Source organism: Paraburkholderia acidicola (genome assembly GCF_002362315.1).
Lineage (GTDB): Bacteria > Pseudomonadota > Gammaproteobacteria > Burkholderiales > Burkholderiaceae > Paraburkholderia > Paraburkholderia acidicola.
The window spans coordinates 896,232-912,438 of the sequence record NZ_MTZV01000004.1 but is presented as its reverse complement, the minus strand read 5'-3'; the positions used below and the strand labels follow the sequence as shown (position 1 = coordinate 912,438).

At 63.7% G+C, this 16,207-nt stretch carries 16 protein-coding genes; 9 read left to right on the top strand and 7 right to left on the bottom strand.

Annotated elements, in window-relative coordinates:
* Positions 1-5: 5 nt before the first annotated feature.
* The 5 genes from araH (at position 6) to pyrF (ending at position 4,939) form a co-directional block, all read left to right on the top strand.
* The gene (araH, locus tag BWP39_RS14350) at positions 6-1,022 is read left to right on the top strand and encodes an L-arabinose ABC transporter permease AraH (protein ID WP_091009809.1); all 1,017 of its coding nucleotides are present in this window, start codon (positions 6-8) and stop codon (positions 1,020-1,022) included.
* A 34-nt stretch (positions 1,023-1,056) separates the two neighbouring features.
* On the top strand, positions 1,057-1,857 hold the full coding sequence (locus tag BWP39_RS14345; protein WP_096721184.1) for an SDR family NAD(P)-dependent oxidoreductase: 801 nt from the start codon (positions 1,057-1,059) through the stop codon (positions 1,855-1,857).
* Positions 1,854-2,810 (top strand): SMP-30/gluconolactonase/LRE family protein, encoded by a 957-nt coding sequence (locus BWP39_RS14340; protein ID WP_096721182.1) that lies wholly within the window; start codon positions 1,854-1,856, stop codon positions 2,808-2,810. The genes BWP39_RS14345 and BWP39_RS14340 overlap by 4 nt, the downstream gene beginning before the upstream one ends.
* A gap of 136 nt (positions 2,811-2,946) precedes the next feature.
* The gene (locus BWP39_RS14335; protein WP_096721180.1) at positions 2,947-4,026 is read left to right on the top strand and encodes an aldose 1-epimerase; all 1,080 of its coding nucleotides are present in this window, start codon (positions 2,947-2,949) and stop codon (positions 4,024-4,026) included.
* Between the two features lie 97 nt (positions 4,027-4,123).
* Positions 4,124-4,939 carry an orotidine-5'-phosphate decarboxylase gene (gene pyrF / locus BWP39_RS14330; RefSeq protein WP_096721178.1) on the top strand — a complete coding sequence of 272 codons (816 nt, stop codon included), beginning with the start codon at positions 4,124-4,126 and terminating at the stop codon, positions 4,937-4,939.
* Positions 4,940-4,996: 57 nt separating this feature from the next.
* Here pyrF and BWP39_RS14325 read toward each other — a convergent pair whose 3' ends face one another.
* The 4 genes from BWP39_RS14325 to thiL form a co-directional block, all read right to left on the bottom strand.
* A complete protein-coding gene (locus BWP39_RS14325) occupies positions 4,997-5,503 on the bottom strand; it encodes a cupin domain-containing protein (protein WP_096721176.1) in 507 nt (168 codons plus the stop codon).
* Positions 5,504-5,593: 90 nt separating this feature from the next.
* Positions 5,594-6,094, bottom strand: a complete 501-nt coding sequence (locus BWP39_RS14320) for a CinA family protein (protein ID WP_096721174.1) — start codon at positions 6,092-6,094, stop codon at positions 5,594-5,596.
* Positions 6,095-6,119: 25 nt separating this feature from the next.
* Positions 6,120-6,677: a phosphatidylglycerophosphatase A family protein gene (locus tag BWP39_RS14315; RefSeq protein WP_207556812.1), complete on the bottom strand. Its 558-nt coding sequence runs from the start codon at positions 6,675-6,677 to the stop codon at positions 6,120-6,122.
* Entirely contained in the window at positions 6,667-7,674 is a 1,008-nt protein-coding gene (gene thiL, locus BWP39_RS14310) for a thiamine-phosphate kinase (protein WP_096721172.1), read from the bottom strand. The genes BWP39_RS14315 and thiL overlap by 11 nt, the downstream gene beginning before the upstream one ends.
* Positions 7,675-7,860: 186 nt before the next feature.
* Between thiL and BWP39_RS14305 the strand changes: the two genes are divergently transcribed.
* The 3 genes from BWP39_RS14305 (at position 7,861) to BWP39_RS14295 (ending at position 11,548) form a co-directional block, all read left to right on the top strand.
* Complete coding sequence (locus BWP39_RS14305; RefSeq protein WP_096721170.1) at positions 7,861-10,200, top strand: NADP-dependent malic enzyme; 2,340 nt, start codon at positions 7,861-7,863, stop codon at positions 10,198-10,200.
* 363 nt (positions 10,201-10,563) lie between these two features.
* Entirely contained in the window at positions 10,564-10,971 is a 408-nt protein-coding gene (locus BWP39_RS14300; protein WP_096721167.1) for a ribonuclease, read from the top strand.
* Positions 10,972-10,978: 7 nt separating this feature from the next.
* Complete coding sequence (locus BWP39_RS14295) at positions 10,979-11,548, top strand: barstar family protein (protein ID WP_096721165.1); 570 nt, start codon at positions 10,979-10,981, stop codon at positions 11,546-11,548.
* Between the two features lie 143 nt (positions 11,549-11,691).
* Here the strand turns inward: BWP39_RS14295 and BWP39_RS14290 are convergent, their stop codons facing one another.
* The 3 genes from BWP39_RS14290 to speE all read right to left on the bottom strand — a co-directional run bounded on the left by BWP39_RS14290 (position 11,692) and on the right by speE (position 13,833).
* Positions 11,692-12,432 (bottom strand): 16S rRNA (uracil(1498)-N(3))-methyltransferase, encoded by a 741-nt coding sequence (locus BWP39_RS14290; protein WP_096721163.1) that lies wholly within the window; start codon positions 12,430-12,432, stop codon positions 11,692-11,694.
* Positions 12,433-12,451: 19 nt separating this feature from the next.
* On the bottom strand, positions 12,452-12,865 hold the full coding sequence (locus tag BWP39_RS14285; protein ID WP_096722578.1) for a VOC family protein: 414 nt from the start codon (positions 12,863-12,865) through the stop codon (positions 12,452-12,454).
* Positions 12,866-12,963: 98 nt separating this feature from the next.
* Complete coding sequence (speE, locus tag BWP39_RS14280) at positions 12,964-13,833, bottom strand: polyamine aminopropyltransferase (RefSeq protein WP_096722576.1); 870 nt, start codon at positions 13,831-13,833, stop codon at positions 12,964-12,966.
* A gap of 267 nt (positions 13,834-14,100) precedes the next feature.
* Between speE and tkt the strand changes: the two genes are divergently transcribed.
* Positions 14,101-16,131, top strand: coding sequence for a transketolase (gene tkt / locus BWP39_RS14275; RefSeq protein WP_096721161.1), 2,031 nt, complete (start codon positions 14,101-14,103; stop codon positions 16,129-16,131).
* The last annotated feature ends 76 nt before the right edge of the window (positions 16,132-16,207 follow it).

The following is a 16,207-nucleotide window of genomic DNA, read 5'->3' as shown; positions in this document are numbered from 1 at the left end:
TTGACATGCAAGCTAGAGAAAACCTCGCGCAACAGGCCGCCGCAAGCGCGACCGAAGCGCTGATTCCGCAGGGCAACGACCGGCAGAAGTGGTGGCAGCACGTCACCGAGTACAGCCTGATCGTGATCTTCGCGCTGATGTTCATCACGATGTCGCTGACCGTCGATCATTTCTTCTCGATCGAAAACATGCTCGGCCTCGCGCTGTCGATCTCGCAGATCGGCATGGTCGCCTGCACGATGATGTTCTGTCTGGCGTCGCGCGACTTCGATCTGTCGGTGGGCTCGACCGTTGCGTTTGCTGGCGTGCTGTGCGCGATGGTGCTTAACGCGACCGGCAATACGTTTATCGCGATCATTGCGGCGGTCGCGGCCGGTGCTGTGATCGGTTTCGTGAACGGCGCGGTGATTGCGTATCTGCGCATCAACGCGCTGATCACGACGCTCGCGACGATGGAAATCGTGCGCGGCTTCGGCTTCATCGTGTCGCACGGCCAGGCGGTCGGCGTGTCGTCGGATACGTTTATCGCGCTCGGTGGCCTGACGATGTTCGGCGTATCGCTGCCGATCTGGGTCACGTTGCTGTGCTTCATCGTGTTCGGCGTGATGCTGAACCAGACCGTGTACGGCCGCAATACGCTCGCGATCGGCGGTAATCCGGAGGCGTCGCGCCTCGCTGGTATCAACGTCGAACGCACACGTGTCTATATCTTCCTCGTGCAGGGCGCGGTGACCGCGTTGGCCGGTGTGATCCTCGCGTCGCGTATTACGTCGGGACAGCCGAACGCCGCCGAAGGCTTCGAGCTGAACGTGATCTCGGCGTGCGTGCTGGGCGGCGTGTCGCTGCTCGGCGGGCGTGCAACGATCTCGGGCGTCGTGATCGGTGTGCTGATCATGGGCACGGTCGAGAACGTGATGAACCTGATGAACATCGACGCGTTCTACCAGTACCTGGTGCGCGGCGCGATCCTGCTGGCCGCCGTGTTGCTCGACCAGTTGAAGAACCGCGGCTCGCGCGACTAAGATTCATTCCCAAAGCTTACGAAGGAACCGAACGATGTCTTCTCCGGCAAACGCAACCGCCCGTCAGGCAGACGACCTGTACGCGCGCTATCCGAGCCTCGTCGACCGCACGGTGCTGATCACCGGCGGCGCGACCGGCATCGGCGAATCTTTCGTCGAGCATTTTGTCGCGCAGGGTGCGCGCGTCGCCTTCTTCGATATCGATGCAGGCGCCGGCGAGGCGCTGGCCGACCGGCTCGGCGATGCGCGTCACAAGCCGCTGTTCCTGACGTGCGACCTCACCGATATCGATGCCTTGAAGAAAGGCATCGCCGATGTGAAGGCCGCGCTCGGTTCGATCGCGGTGCTCGTCAATAACGCGGCCAACGATCGCCGTCACAAGATCGCTGAAGTCACGCCCGAATCGTTCGATGCGGGCATCGCCGTGAACATCCGCCATCAGTTCTTCGCGGCGCAGGCCGTGATCGAAGACATGAAGGCTGCGCACAGCGGCGCGATCATCAACCTCGGCTCGATCAGCTGGATGCTGAAGAACGGCGGTTACCCGGTGTACGTGATGTCGAAATCAGCGGTGCAGGGGCTCACGCGCGGACTTGCGCGCGATCTCGGACCGTACGGTATTCGCGTGAATTCGCTGGTGCCGGGCTGGGTGATGACGGAGAAACAGAAGCGTCTGTGGCTCGACGACGCTGGGCGACGCGCGATCAAGGAAGGGCAGTGCCTCGACGCTGAACTGCTGCCCGCCGATCTCGCGCGCATGGCGCTGTTCCTCGCCGCCGACGACAGCCGGATGATCACCGCGCAGGACGTGATCGTCGACGGAGGCTGGGCGTGAGCGCAACGGCACATACGTATCGCGCGACGTTGCTCGTCGATGCGAAATGCACGCTCGGTGAGGGTGCGACGTGGTGTGCGCGTAGCGGTCGCTTCTACTGGACCGATATCGAAGGCGCGCGACTGTGGCGCTACGATCCGCGCGACGGTAGCAGCACGTCGTGGTCGATGCCCGAGCGGCTCGCCACCTTCGCGCTGTGTGCCGACGAGAACGTGCTGTTGCTCGGCCTCGCTACGCATCTTGCGTTTTTCGATCTCGTCAGCGGCGAGATTCAACCTATCGTTGACGTCGAGCCGGGTATGAACACACGCGTGAATGACGGTCGCTGCGATCGTCAAGGGCGCTTCGTGTTCGGCACGAAAGACGAGAGCACACCGGTGCGACCGGTAGGCGGGTTCTACAGGCTGAATCACGATCTAACGCTCGAGCGTCTGCCGTTGCCCGCACCGGCGATCTCGAACAGCATCGCGTTCAGCCCGGACGGCGCGACGATGTACTACTGCGATTCACCGACCCGCGAGATTCGCACGTGCCGTTACAGCGCACAGGGCCAGGTGTCGCACGATCATGTATTCGTGCGTCTCAGCGATATGACAGGCGAGCCCGATGGCTCGACGGTCGATAGCGATGGCGGCTTGTGGAATGCGCAGTGGGGCGGCAGCCGGGTCGTTCGCTACGACGCGCACGGCGCGGAAACCGCACGCGTTGCCGTGCCGACCGTGCAACCGAGTTGCGTTGCGTTCGGTGGTCCGCGGCTCGGCACGCTGTATATCACGAGCGCACGCATCGGTCTCGATGCGGCTGCGCTCGCTGTCGACTCGCGAGCGGGCGGTGTGTTCGTCTCGACACCTGCGCGACGCGGCTTGCCGGACGCAGTTTTTCGGGGACGCCCACGCAGCGCGTCTGGCGCGGCACACGGACGTCGCCGCAGTAACGTGTCGTTCTCCGGGTAGTACGAGTACGGTAGTACGTTTCGTAGCAGCGCACGCAGTACAGACCTGAAGAGGCGGCAACCGGTTGTCCGAGCCGCCCGCAGACGCAGCCGTCGTCGACGGTTGCCGTGTTCTACGCCTCTCGATGGAGCCTGATATGACAGTCGCGAATCCTGCCGGCCCGTCTACTTCACCGTCGTCGCGGCTGCGTCGTGCGCGGCTCGCGGCGACTTCACATCCGGTGCTTCCCGGGCCTAGCACCTCGGCGGTTGCGATCGGTGCGGGCATCGACAGCGATATCGCGGGCGTGACGCTGGCCAACGCGCATCTGCGTCTCGATGTGGCGCCGCTGCTTGGCGGCGGTGTGACGCGTTTCGACTGGCGCAGCGACGGCAACTCCGTGCCGATCTTTCGCCGCTGCCGGCACGTCACCGCCGACACCGATCCTAACGAACTCGCCTGCTATCCGCTGCTGCCGTTTTCGAATCGGCTGGGCGGCGGACGCTTCAGCGTGGCGGGGCGCGTGATCGACGTGCCGCGCAATCGCGCCGCCGAAGCGCTGCCGATTCACGGCGACGGCTGGCTCGCGTCGTGGCAGGTCGATGCGGCGAGCGACGAAAGCGTGCGGCTGACGCTCGATCGCAGTGACGGCAAGCCGTACGCGTATCGCGCGGTACAGACCTACACGCTCGAAGGTTCGACGCTCGCGATCGCGCTGGAAATCGAAAACGTTGGACGCGATGCGCTGCCGTTCGGTCTCGGCATCCATCCGTTTCTTGTGCGCGATGAGGATACGGTGCTGTCGGCAGCCGCGGGCGGTCTATGGCTATCCGGCGACGACTGGTTGCCCGTGCGCCACGTGCCGGTGCCGCCTGCGTGGCAGTTCGGCGTTGCGTATCCGTTGCCTGGTGCAGTCGTCAATCATGCGTTCACAGGCTGGAGTGGCCAGGCCACCGTTGCATGGCCGAAACGGAGGCTGTCGCTGACGGTGGCGGCGAATACCGATTACTACGTCCTGTACACACCACCCGGTGAGACGTTCTTCTGCTTCGAACCGGTCGATCATCCGATCAATGCGGTCAACTTGCCTGGTGGTGCAACCGAGCACGGCATGACCCTGCTCGCACGCGGCGCACGACTCAGGCGTGAGTTCCGCTTCACGGTCGAGCCGATCGGATTGCGCGCGACGGCGACGGCCGGCGGTCGCGCGAAGCGGCAAGCGCACACTGACAACTGACCGCTCACAGTTAACGCGCGTCGCATCTTCGCTGGGCCGCGACCCGGGCCGGGTAAAATACAGCTCCTACCCGTCATTCCGCCGCGAGCCCTTCACCATGCCTTCATTCATCCAGACGCTCAACGGCGCGTGGCAGCGCACGAATTCGCTGCTGTGCGTCGGTCTCGATCCCGATCCCGCGAAGTTTCCCGGCGCGCTCGCGAACCGGGCCGATGCAATCTTCGATTTCTGCCGCGCGATCGTCGATGCGACTGCGCCTTACGCGTCTTCGTTCAAACCGCAGATCGCCTATTTCTCGGCACACCGCGCCGAAGATCAGCTCGAACAACTGATCGCGCACATTCACGCACATCATCCGGGCTTGCCGGTTGTGCTCGACGCGAAGCGCGGCGATATCGGCAGCACCGCCGAGCAGTACGCGCGCGAAGTTTTCGAGCGTTACGGTGCGGATGCGGTTACGGTCAATCCGTACATGGGTTTCGATTCGATCGAGCCTTATCTCGAGCATGACGGCAAGGGCGTGATCGTGTTGTGCCGTACGTCGAATGCGGGTGGTTCCGATCTGCAGTTCCTCGACACGGCGGGACGTCCGCTGTATCAGGTGGTCGCGCAGCTTGCGGCAGAAAAGTGGAACGCCAGCGGACAACTTGGGCTGGTGGTGGGCGCGACGTTCCCGAAGGAAATTGAAGTCGTGCGTGGGATCGTCGGCGATATGCCGCTGCTGATTCCGGGCATCGGCGCGCAAGGCGGCGATGTCGAAGCGACCGTGCGCGCAGGGCGCACGGCGTCGGGGGCGGGGATGCTGATCAATTCGTCGCGCGCGATCATCTATGCAAGCAAGGGCGATGACTTCGCGCAGGCTGCTGCGGCTGCAGCTCAATTGACGCGCGATACGATCAACGCATCGCGCTGAAGCTGCGTATCAAGTGACGCGTCGGTCGGCGTGGCCGATCGACGCTACAGCGGTTTTTTAACGCGGCCCAAGCCGCGCGATCAGCCCACGATGCTGCGGCCACGCCTGCTCCAGCGCGCTCGCATCGGCGAGCTCGAACTCGCTGAACTCGAAACCGGGCGCCACCGTGCAACCGACGAGCGCAAAGCTCGCCGGATCGGCGCATTCCGCGGCAAACCACAAGCCAGCCGGCACCACCGCCTGAAACACCGTGTCCGGATGCGTCAGCGCATTGCCGAGCCGATGCGTGGTGAGCTGTCCGGCGTCGTCGAGCACGTGCACGTCGAGCGGTTCGCCGGCATAGAAATGCCAGACTTCGTCGGAGCGAATGCGATGCCACGAGGAATGGGCGCCGTCGCACAGCAGGTAGTAGATCGCTGTCGACGCCGAACGCAGCTCGGTTGAGCCTTCGCGATGCACGCCGTCTGCGGCCCGATAGGTTTCACTGAAGAAGCCGCCTTCCGGATGCGGCTTCAGGTCGAAGCGGCGGATCAGGGCGTGTCGATCGAGGTCGTTGGTCTGCATGGGAACCATGAAAAAGGCCAAGGTGGCGGCCCGCAGCAAGGGCCGGCGGAAATCACGCAACAAGAATACTAAGAGACGACGAGCGGCGCTTCAGCGTTCCTGCTCGTCGAGCAGCGCAAGCACGCCGCGCAACGCGTGCGCGGCAGCCTGTACCCGGATCTGCTCGCGGCCGCCCTTGAACACGACGGTTTCGACGGCAGTATGCAGACGGTTGCTCCAGCCGAACGACACCATGCCGACCGGCTTGGCCTCAGTGCCACCGCCCGGCCCGGCCACGCCGGTAATCGACAGTGCAACCTGCGCGCGACTGTTGCGCAGCGCACCCTCCGCCATCGCACGCGCGACCGGTTCGCTGACCGCGCCATGACGGTCGATCATCTCCGCGGGCACACCGATCATTTCGCTCTTCGCCTGGTTCGAATAGGTGACGAAGCCGCGTTCGAACCAACCGCTGCTGCCGGAGATATCGGTGATCGCGGTGGCGACCATGCCGCCGGTGCAGGACTCGGCGGTGGCGAGCATCAGGCGTCCGTCGCGCAGCCGGTTGCCGACGCGGATGGCGAGCTGATGGACGACGGAATCGGTAGGCATGCGGGGGTCCGGTAACGGGTGTCGGTCAGACCGACATGCGCCACAGCGCGATCACGAGCAACGTGTAGAACGCGGCGGCAAGATCGTCGAACATGATGCCAAAACCACCTTTCAGCTTGCGGTCGAAATAACCGATGGGTGGCGGTTTCACCATGTCGAAGAAGCGAAACACGACGAACGCCCACAACTGCCCCGTGAACGTGACGGGTGTCACCATCAGTAGAACGAGCCAGAACGCGACGATTTCGTCCCAGACGACCGGTGATGGGTCGTTGGTGCCGAGCCGCTTCGCGGTGAAACCGGTGATGACGATGCCGGCGAAGAACCCGATGACGATTAGCAAACCCCAGTCGATGACCGTCAGATAGCGGCTGAACGCATCGAACGAGGCCCACGCGAACAGTGTGCCGACGGTGCCGGGCATGATCGGCGAGAGCCCGCTGCCGAACCCGAGCGACAGGATATGAAACGGATGCGACAGCATGAAGCGGGGGTTCGCGCGGCGCGGTCCCGGTTTGCCGGGGTTGGGGCCGGAGCCGCCGGGGAGATCGTCGGTGGGGACGAGCGGGGGTTCAGTCTGCATGGAAATGATCGAAGCCTTGCAACGTCAGGGTGAGCGGTGTGCCGGCCGCGTCGCGCCAGGCGATCGCGGGCGCGGTTGCAGGTGCGCCTGCCTCCGCTTGAAGAGCGGTTATTGTACCGATGCGCGTCACGGTTACGCTGGCCTCGCGGCCCGCGGCTTCGACCGCCGCGCGCGCTGCCTGCGGAGCGGTGAAGCACAGTTCGTAGTCGTCGCCGCCGGCGAGTGTGCAGCGCTGCTGTATGTCGGCGGATAGCTGGCGCAATGCGGCGGAACGCGGCACGGCGTCGACATCGACGGTCGCGCCGACCTGCGAGCGCTCGAGGATATGCAGCAGATCGCCGGCGAGCCCGTCGGACAGATCGAGCGCCGCGTGCGCGATGCCGCGCAGCGCAAGGCCGAGCGCGACACGCGGCTCGGGCCGCTCCATCGCGCGACGGAAAAGCGCGGCATCCGCGTCGTTCGTCTGCCATTCGCCGCGCAAAACACCTAAACCGGCTCGCGCGTCGCCGAGTACGCCCGAGATCCAGATGTCATCGCCGGGCTGGGCCGCGTCGCGTCGCAGTGCATGCTGAGGCGGTACCGAACCGAACACGGTCAGACACAGATTGAGCGGTCCGCCCGTGGTGTCACCGCCGATCAGCGGACAGTCGAATCGCTCGGCCAGTTCGAACAGGCCGTTGCTGAACGGTTCGAGCCACGCTTCGCTCGCTTGCGGTAGCGAGAATGCCAGCGTGAACCCCTGCGGCCGCGCGCCCATCGCCGCGAGGTCCGAGAGGTTGACCGCCAGCGCCTTGTGACCCAGCGCATGCGGATCGACATCGGCGAAGAAATGGCGCCCTTCCACCAGCATGTCCGTCGAAATTGCCAGCATTTCTCCGGCACGTGGTGCCAGCAGCGCACAGTCGTCGCCGATACCGAGCGGCACGTCGGCGCGCGGCGCACCAGCCGCGGCGCGCCGGGCAAAGAAGCGATCGATCAACGAGAACTCGGAGAGCATGGGGGTGTCCGGCGTGCGCCAAAGCGAAGGCAAATGCGGTTAAAAGCGCGCATGGTAGCGCGTACTGCACGGTAAAACCAGGCAAGTAGCGATGTAGCGCAATTACCGTGGCGGTTTTTTCAGCGCTATTTCGGGTGCGGCAGTTGTACCCTTTCCGACGGAATCAGGCGGGGGATTGGCGCTACAATGCCGTCGAATATCCATTCTAATCCGCACCTCGAAGCCCGCCTCATGTCCAATCCCACCGATAGCAAACTTCGCGAAGCCGCACTCGATTATCACGAGTTTCCCACCCCGGGAAAGATCGCGATCGCGCCGACCAAGCAGATGATCAACCAGCGCGATCTCGCGCTCGCGTACTCGCCGGGCGTCGCTTTCGCGTGCGAGGCGATCGTCGAGAATCCGCTGAACGCTGCCCGCTTCACCGCGCGCAGCAACCTGGTCGGCGTCGTGACGAACGGCACCGCGGTGCTCGGCCTCGGCAACATCGGGCCGCTCGCGTCGAAGCCGGTGATGGAAGGCAAGGCGGTGCTGTTCAAGAAGTTTGCCGGCATCGACGTGTTCGATATCGAGCTGAACGAATCGGACCCGCACAAACTGGTCGACGTGATCGCCGCGCTCGAACCGACGTTCGGCGGGATCAACCTCGAAGACATCAAGGCGCCCGACTGCTTCATCGTCGAGCGCGAGTGCCGCAAGCGCATGAAGATTCCGGTCTTCCACGACGACCAGCACGGCACGGCCATCGTCGTCGCGGCGGCGATCACCAACGGCCTGAAAGTGGTCCAGAAGGACATCAAGAGCGTGAAGCTGGTCGCCTCGGGCGCCGGCGCTGCCTCGCTTGCGTGTCTGGACCTGCTCGTCGATCTCGGCCTGCCGATCGAAAACATTCTGGTGACCGACCTCGCCGGTGTCGTCTACAAAGGCCGCGTCGAACTGATGGACCCGGACAAGGAACGCTTCGCCCGTGAGACCGACGCGCGCACGCTGGCCGAAGCGATTGGCGGCGCGGATATTTTCCTGGGGCTGTCGGCGGGCGGCGTGCTGAAGCCGGAAATGGTCAAGGGAATGGCCGCCAGGCCGCTGATCCTCGCACTTGCGAACCCGACGCCGGAAATCATGCCGGAGCTGGCGCTCGAAGTACGACCGGATGCCGTGCTCGCAACCGGCCGCACCGACTATCCGAATCAGGTCAACAACGTGCTGTGTTTTCCGTTCATCTTCCGCGGTGCGCTTGATGCCGGCGCCACGACGGTGACGCGCGAGATGGAAATTGCCGCAGTGAATGCGATCGCCGAGCTGGCTCGCCAGGAGCAGAGCGATATCGTTGCGACCGCTTATGGCATTCAGGATCTGTCATTCGGGCCGGAGTACCTGATTCCGAAGCCGTTCGACCCGCGCCTGATCGTCAAGATCGCGCCGGCTGTGGCGAAGGCCGCGATGGATTCGGGCGTGGCGACCCGGCCAATCGAAGACATGGATGCGTACGAACAGCATCTGCAGCAGTTCGTCTATCACAGCGGCACGACGATGAAGCCGATCTTCCAGCTGGCGCGCAGCGTCGAGCCGGAGAAGAAGCGCATCGTATTCGCGGAAGGCGAAGAGGAGCGCGTGCTGCGCGCGGTGCAGATCATCGTCGACGAGAAGCTCGCGAAGCCGATCCTGATCGGTCGTCCGTCGGTGATCGAACAACGCATGACGCGTTATGGGCTGCGGCTCACGGCTGGCCAGGACTATACGGTCGTCAACACCGATCACGACGAGCGCTATCGCGATTACTGGCAGGAATATCACAAGATGATGGCGCGCAAGGGCATCAGCGAGCAGATGGCCAAGCTCGAAATGCGCCGCCGCACGACGCTGATCGGCTCGATGATGGTGAAGAAGGGCGAAGCGGACGGGATGATCTGCGGCACGATCAGCACGACGCATCGCCATCTGCACTTCGTCGACCAGGTGATCGGCAAGCGCGCAGGCTGCAGCGTCTACGCGGCGATGAATGCGCTGGTGCTGCCGGGCCGGCAGATCTTCATCGTCGACACGCATGTGAACGTCGATCCGACGCCGGAACAGCTCTGCGAAATCACCATCATGGCCGCCGAAGAAGTGCGCCGCTTCGGTATCGAGCCCAAGATCGCGCTGGTCTCGCATTCGAACTTCGGCACGAGCCACGCGCCGTCCGCGCAGAAAATGCGCGACACGCTGGCGTTGCTGCGTGAGCGCGCGCCGGATCTGGAAGTGGACGGCGAAATGCACGGCGACGTAGCGCTCGATGCGAACCTGCGCCGCGAAGTGCTGCCGGAATCGACGCTCGAAGGCGACGCAAACCTGCTGGTGCTGCCGAACATCGACGCGGCAAATATCTCGTACAACCTGCTGAAGACGGCCGCCGGCAACAACATCGCAATCGGTCCGATGCTGCTGGGCGCGGCGCAACCGGTGCATGTGCTGACTTCGTCGGCGACGGTGCGCCGGATCGTCAACATGACCGCATTGCTGGTCGCGGATGTGAGTGCTTCGCGCTAATTTCCCGTAGAAAATTCGCCCGGATAAAAAGAAAGGCGTGCCTGCCACGGCACGCCTTTGGGCGAACAGGGGAATGTCGCCCGAAAATGGCTCCGGCGCTACTGCGCCAGCTCCGGGTGGCCCTGACGATCGAGAGGGAGAAATGCTCCTACGAGGCCCTCTCGACGTGTCATTGAGTTAATTTTATCTTGATCTAGATAGAATATTTGTCAAAAGTCGTCAAAACTACCGTTTTGCGAGGCTTTTCTGTGCCAAAGGAACCTTGCATACGGCGCATGAACATTGATTCCAAAGGCTATTAGCGATACCCTTACGGCTTTCATGGTCGTCGAACTCGTGATTCAACAACGGGAATCCTGATTCATGGCACGCAAGTGGCTCCGCAACGGCGTGCTCATCGCCGCCCTGACGGTCAGTCTGTGCGGGGGGCTAGTCCCAGGCGCTTCGGCGCGCGACTATGCGGCTCCAGCCGGAATTCAGGCGCAGGGTACCGTCGCGGTGGCGCAACTGCCCCGCGAAGCAGTCAATACATTGAACTTGATTGCGGCAGGCGGGCCTTATCCGTATGAGAAGGACGGCATCGTATTCGGCAACTACGAGCGGTTGCTGGCGCCGCAGCGGCGCGGCTATTACCACGAGTACACCGTTCCCACGCCCCGTGCGCGCAACCGCGGTGCACGGCGCATCGTCTGTGGCGGTCCGCTCAGGCAGACCGACAATTGTTTTTACTCCGACGACCACTACACCAGTTTTAAACGTATTGTTGAATGATATTGGGATGAACGGCATGAGCGACAACGTCTACGCGCACGACACTGGAGTCGCGACGGATCTTTTCGCGGCCGGCGACGGCAATCTGTTCCAGCGCGTCATGCAGATGCGCGCCGCCGGTCACGACGGGGACAACCAGAGCGAAGCCAGCACGGTGCTTTCATCGAATGAGGAGCCCATGAGTCTTTTCAAGACCGTACGACCGAACATCGTACAGTCGATCCGCGCGTTTCGCGTGCAGGATCTGGCCGACGAGGCAAACCAGCTCGGCCAGCATTTTCTGTATGCGCAATGCGCGTGCGCACAATCGAAGCAGGAAGTGCTCGAAACGATCGCGACGTCGTTTTTGTTTCCGAAGCATTTCGGCAAGAACTACGACGCGCTTTTTGACTGCCTGACCGACCTGGTTCTCAAGGCCGGCGAGCAGCCTGGTTTCGTGATCGTGCTCGATGCCTTGCCAGTGGCGCAGAAATTCGACAAGGAAGGCCGCGAAACGCTGCTCGACGTATTCCGTGAAGCCGCCGAGTTCTGGGCCGAGCGGAAGGTCGCGTTCCGGGTGTTCTATTCGTTTGCCTGAGCGTCGCGTGATTTGACTGCGGGCGTGATTGCACGGCGCGAGCGTCGTTCGATATAGCAGACAGGAAGCACAGGGCCCGCCATCTGGCGGGCCCTGTGCTTTTCGACGTGCGAGCGCCAAGCGCTACTAGCGGACTACCGCGATCACCATCCGCCCCAGCGCGCCGCCAGTGCGGCGAGCACTGCGATGCCGGCGGTTTCGGTGCGCAACACACGCGGCCCGAGCGCGACAGCGGTGAATCCGCGGGCTGTCGCCGCTTCCTCTTCCTCAATCGACAGGCCGCCTTCTGGGCCGATCAATAGAATCGTTTCGCCGCGCGGCGGTTCGGCTGGCAATGCTGTGAACGCGATGCTTGCGCGCGGCGATAGCAGTAATCGCAATTCGCCGTCAGTGGGCGTTGTGCTCAGTGTGTCGAGCCACGCGGTGAATTCGCGGACCGGCGCGACGGTGGGCAACCGGTTGCGCCCGCACTGCTCGCAGGCCGCCCGCACGATGCCTTCCCAATGCGCAAGTCGTCGCTGCGCCCGTTCGCCGGCAAGACGGACGACGCTGCGTGCCGTTGTCAGCGGTACGAAGTTCGAGGCGCCGAGTTCGACCGCCTTCTCGATCAGCCAGTCCATCTTGTCGCCGCCGGCGATGCCCTGCGCGAGCGTCAACCGATACGGCGGTTCCGCTTCCGCGGCGTCGAATGCGCCGATCTTCACCGACGCCGAGCGTCGCTCCACTTCAATCAATTCCGCCTGATATGCGCCGCCCTCACCGTTGAACAGCACGAGCGAGTCGCCGGCCTGCAGGCGCAGCACCTGGATGTGACGCACGACATCGTCGGGAAGCGACACGACATCGCCGGATTGAAACGACTTGCCGACAAAAAAACGGGGCATCGATGCAGCACTCCCAGGATCACGAAATGCGCCGGGCGAGCGCCCAGCGGTAGCCGTCCAGATCTTCGATCTGGGCGAAACGGTCGCCCCAGAACTGGTCCTGCGGCTCACTGAGGGACTTCGCGCCGGCCGCGAGCGCCCTGGTATAAACCGCATCGACATCGTCGACATACAGATAGAACGACTGCGGTGCGATTGCGCCTGCGCTCTTCGGCGTCTTTGCCGTCGAACCGAACGCGCCTTCGGGCGCGAACATCACGATCAGTTGATCCTGCCAGGTCATCTCGACGTGCATGATCACACCTTCGTCCTGCACGCTGTCGCGTAGCGCAAAACCGAAGGCCGCTTCGTAGAACGCGATCGCGGAGCGTGCATCGCGCACCGTCATGTAAGGAGTCAACCAGGGTACACCGGCTGGGCGAGGCACAGTCATCAAATTCTCCGTATCCAGGGGGCGTCCATGCAGTGCGCCGGTCGGACGGCTGTTGCGCCAGGGCCGTCGATGGCTAGCTGCGGCAGCGTCCGCCAACGTCACCGCGATGGCTGTAAGACTCTGCTTAGTTTATCGCGCACTGCGTAAGGTTCTGCAAATAATGCGGCGTGCAGTGCCGGGTCGTACCACTTCAACCCGGCGATGTCTCGCGTGGCGAGTTGGGCGGCCGCTTGTTCCGCGGTGAGCGCGGCGGGATCGAGCGTGTCGCTTGCCGTTGCCATCAGCCACAGCGTGCCGTAGAGCGGCACGAACGCCGCCATCGTGCGGACCACCGCAAATGAAGCGCGCAGATCGTCGAGTAGCGCCTCGATGCGGGCAGCGTGGAAGTACGGCGCGCCGAGATGGATCGACAGTGCTGCTTGTGGCGCCATCGTGCGTTTGAGCGCGGTGTAGAAGCTTCGCGTGTACAGGCCGGCTGCGGGCGAATCGGGCGGTGTCAGATCGAAGACCACGAGATCGAACAGCTCATGCGATTGCTCGACGAAGACCGCTGCGTCGCCGATCGCGAGTTCGACGCGCGGATCGTCCCACGCGCCACCGTGCACGTCGGGTAGATGCTCGCGTGTCAGGCGGACGACGTCCTCGTCGAGTTCGGCGACGACAATTCGCTCGATGCCGGGATGCTTCAGCAGTTGTTTCGCCGCGCCGCCATCGCCACCGCCGAGCACGAGCGCCGCACGCGGCGCGGGATGCGCGAGCGCAGCCGGGTGGACCATGCACTCGTGATAGATGAATTCGTCACCGGCGGACGTCATTGGCCGACCGTCGAGCGTGAACAACCGGCCGAGCAGCGACGTGTCCCAGATCTCGATGTGCTGGTAACGCGAATCGACGCGCGCGATGCAGTGTGCGTCCGCAAAACCGTAGACGGCATCGGGCGAAGGGCGGAACAGCAGCGGAGGGTTCACGGCGGCGGGGCGCAAGGGCGCGGCGTTTCGATGGGCGAATTATAGTGCCGCGGATTACGGTAGAAGCTCGTCACCAAGCCCCGCCCAGCCCCCACCCGTCCCGGTCCGCAGCGAACGATCTGCTAGAATGTCACGCTTTGCAGCCCCGTCCGTTTGCTCTGCCCGTCTCGCGTCTTCAGGCGCCGCACCGTGCGCGCCACCGGACTGCCGTCGAGCTTCCGGACACCGCCCGCGCCCCGCTTTTTGGACCCGTTCTCCGGACTCGACATGACGACCCCATCTCCCGCTCCCACCTCCCTGATGGCCAACGCGATCCGCGCGCTCGCGATGGACGCCGTTCAACAAGCAAATTCCGGCCACCCCGGCATGCCGATGGGCATGGCCGAGATCGGCGTGGCTTTGTGGTCGCGTCATCTGCGCCACAACCCGGCCAATCCGAACTGGACCGATCGCGACCGCTTCGTGCTGTCCAACGGTCACGGCTCGATGCTGCTCTATTCGCTGCTGCACCTGACCGGCTACGACCTGCCGATCGAAGAGCTGAAGAACTTCCGGCAGATGCATTCGAAGACGCCGGGTCACCCGGAATACGGCATCACGCCGGGCGTCGAAACGACCACCGGCCCGCTCGGTCAGGGGCTCGCCAACTCGGTCGGCATGGCACTCGCCGAAGCGCTGCTCGCCGCCGAATTCAACAAGCCCGATGCGAAGATCGTCGATCACCACACGTACGTGTTTCTCGGCGACGGTTGCCTGATGGAAGGCATCTCGCACGAAGCGTGTTCGTTTGCGGGCACGCTGAAGCTGAACAAGCTGATCGCGTTCTACGACGACAACGGCATTTCGATCGATGGTGAAGTCGTCAACTGGTTCCACGACGACACGCCGAAGCGTTTCGAAGCGTACGGCTGGAATGTGATCCCGCACGTGAACGGCCATGACGTCGACGCAGTCGACGCTGCGATCGTCGCAGCGAAGCAATCGAACAAGCCGACGCTGATCTGCTGCAAGACCGTGATCGGCGAAGGTGCACCGACCAAGGCTGGCAGCCACGACGCGCACGGCGCGCCGCTCGGCGCCGAAGAAATCGCGAAGACGCGTGCGGCGATCGGCTGGAAGTGGGAGCCGTTCGTGATTCCGCAGGAAGTCTATGCCGCGTGGGACGCAAAGGAAGCCGGCAAGCGCTTCGAGTCCACATGGAACGATGCATTCGCGCAATACCAGGCGAAGTATCCGCAGGAAGCGGCCGAATTCACGCGCCGCACCGGCAAGAAACTGCCCGCCGACTGGGCGCAGAAAGCACAAGCGATCATCGCTGCTGCCAACGAACGCGCCGAAACGGTAGCGTCGCGCAAGGCGTCGCAGCAAACCATCGAAGCGCTGGCTGCGGTGCTGCCGGAACTGCTCGGCGGTTCGGCCGATCTGACCGGCTCGAACCTCACCAACTGGAAGGCATCGAAGCCGGTGCGCGCCGCGCATGACGGCGAAAGCGGCATCCAGTGGGGCAACCACGTCAACTACGGCGTGCGCGAATTCGGCATGAGCGCCGGGCTCAACGGCATTACGCTGCATGGCGGCTACAAGGCGTTCGGCGGCACGTTCCTGACGTTCTCCGACTACAGCCGCAACGCACTGCGTATGGCCGCGCTGATGAAGGCGCCGTCTATCTTCGTGTTCACGCACGACTCGATCGGCCTCGGCGAAGATGGCCCGACCCACCAGTCCATCGAGCACGTCTCGAGCCTGCGGTTGATCCCGCATCTGGACGTGTGGCGTCCGGCCGATACGGTCGAAACCGCGGTGTCCTGGACGCAAGCTGTCGAACATCACGGCCCGTCGGTCCTGATCTTCACCCGTCAGAACCTGCTGTTTTCGGCGCGCACCGATGCGCAGATCGCGAACGTTGCGAAGGGCGGCTATGTGCTGCGCGACTGGAACGACGACATCGTTGCGCGCAAGGTGATCCTGATCGCGACTGGCTCTGAAGTCGAACTCGCGCTGAAAGCGGTCGAACCGCTCGCGCGCGACGGCATTGCGGCACGTGTCGTCTCGATGCCGGCCACCACCGTGTTCGACCGGCAGGATGCCGAGTACCGCGAACGCGTGCTGCCGAAGGGCGTACGCCGCGTGGCGATCGAAGCGGGTGTGACGGATTTCTGGCGCAAGTACGTGGGTCTGGAAGGCGGCGTGGTCGGCATCGACACGTTCGGCGAATCGGCCCCGGCTGGCGTGCTGTTCAAGCATTTCGGTTTCACCGTCGAGCATGTTGTCGAGACGGCGAAGGCTGCACTGGGCTAAGCGGCGCTAATTGGCGTTGTAGTGGCGCACGCGGCGTGCTTCACGCTGCGGCGCTCCGCCCGCAGGACCGATCGAA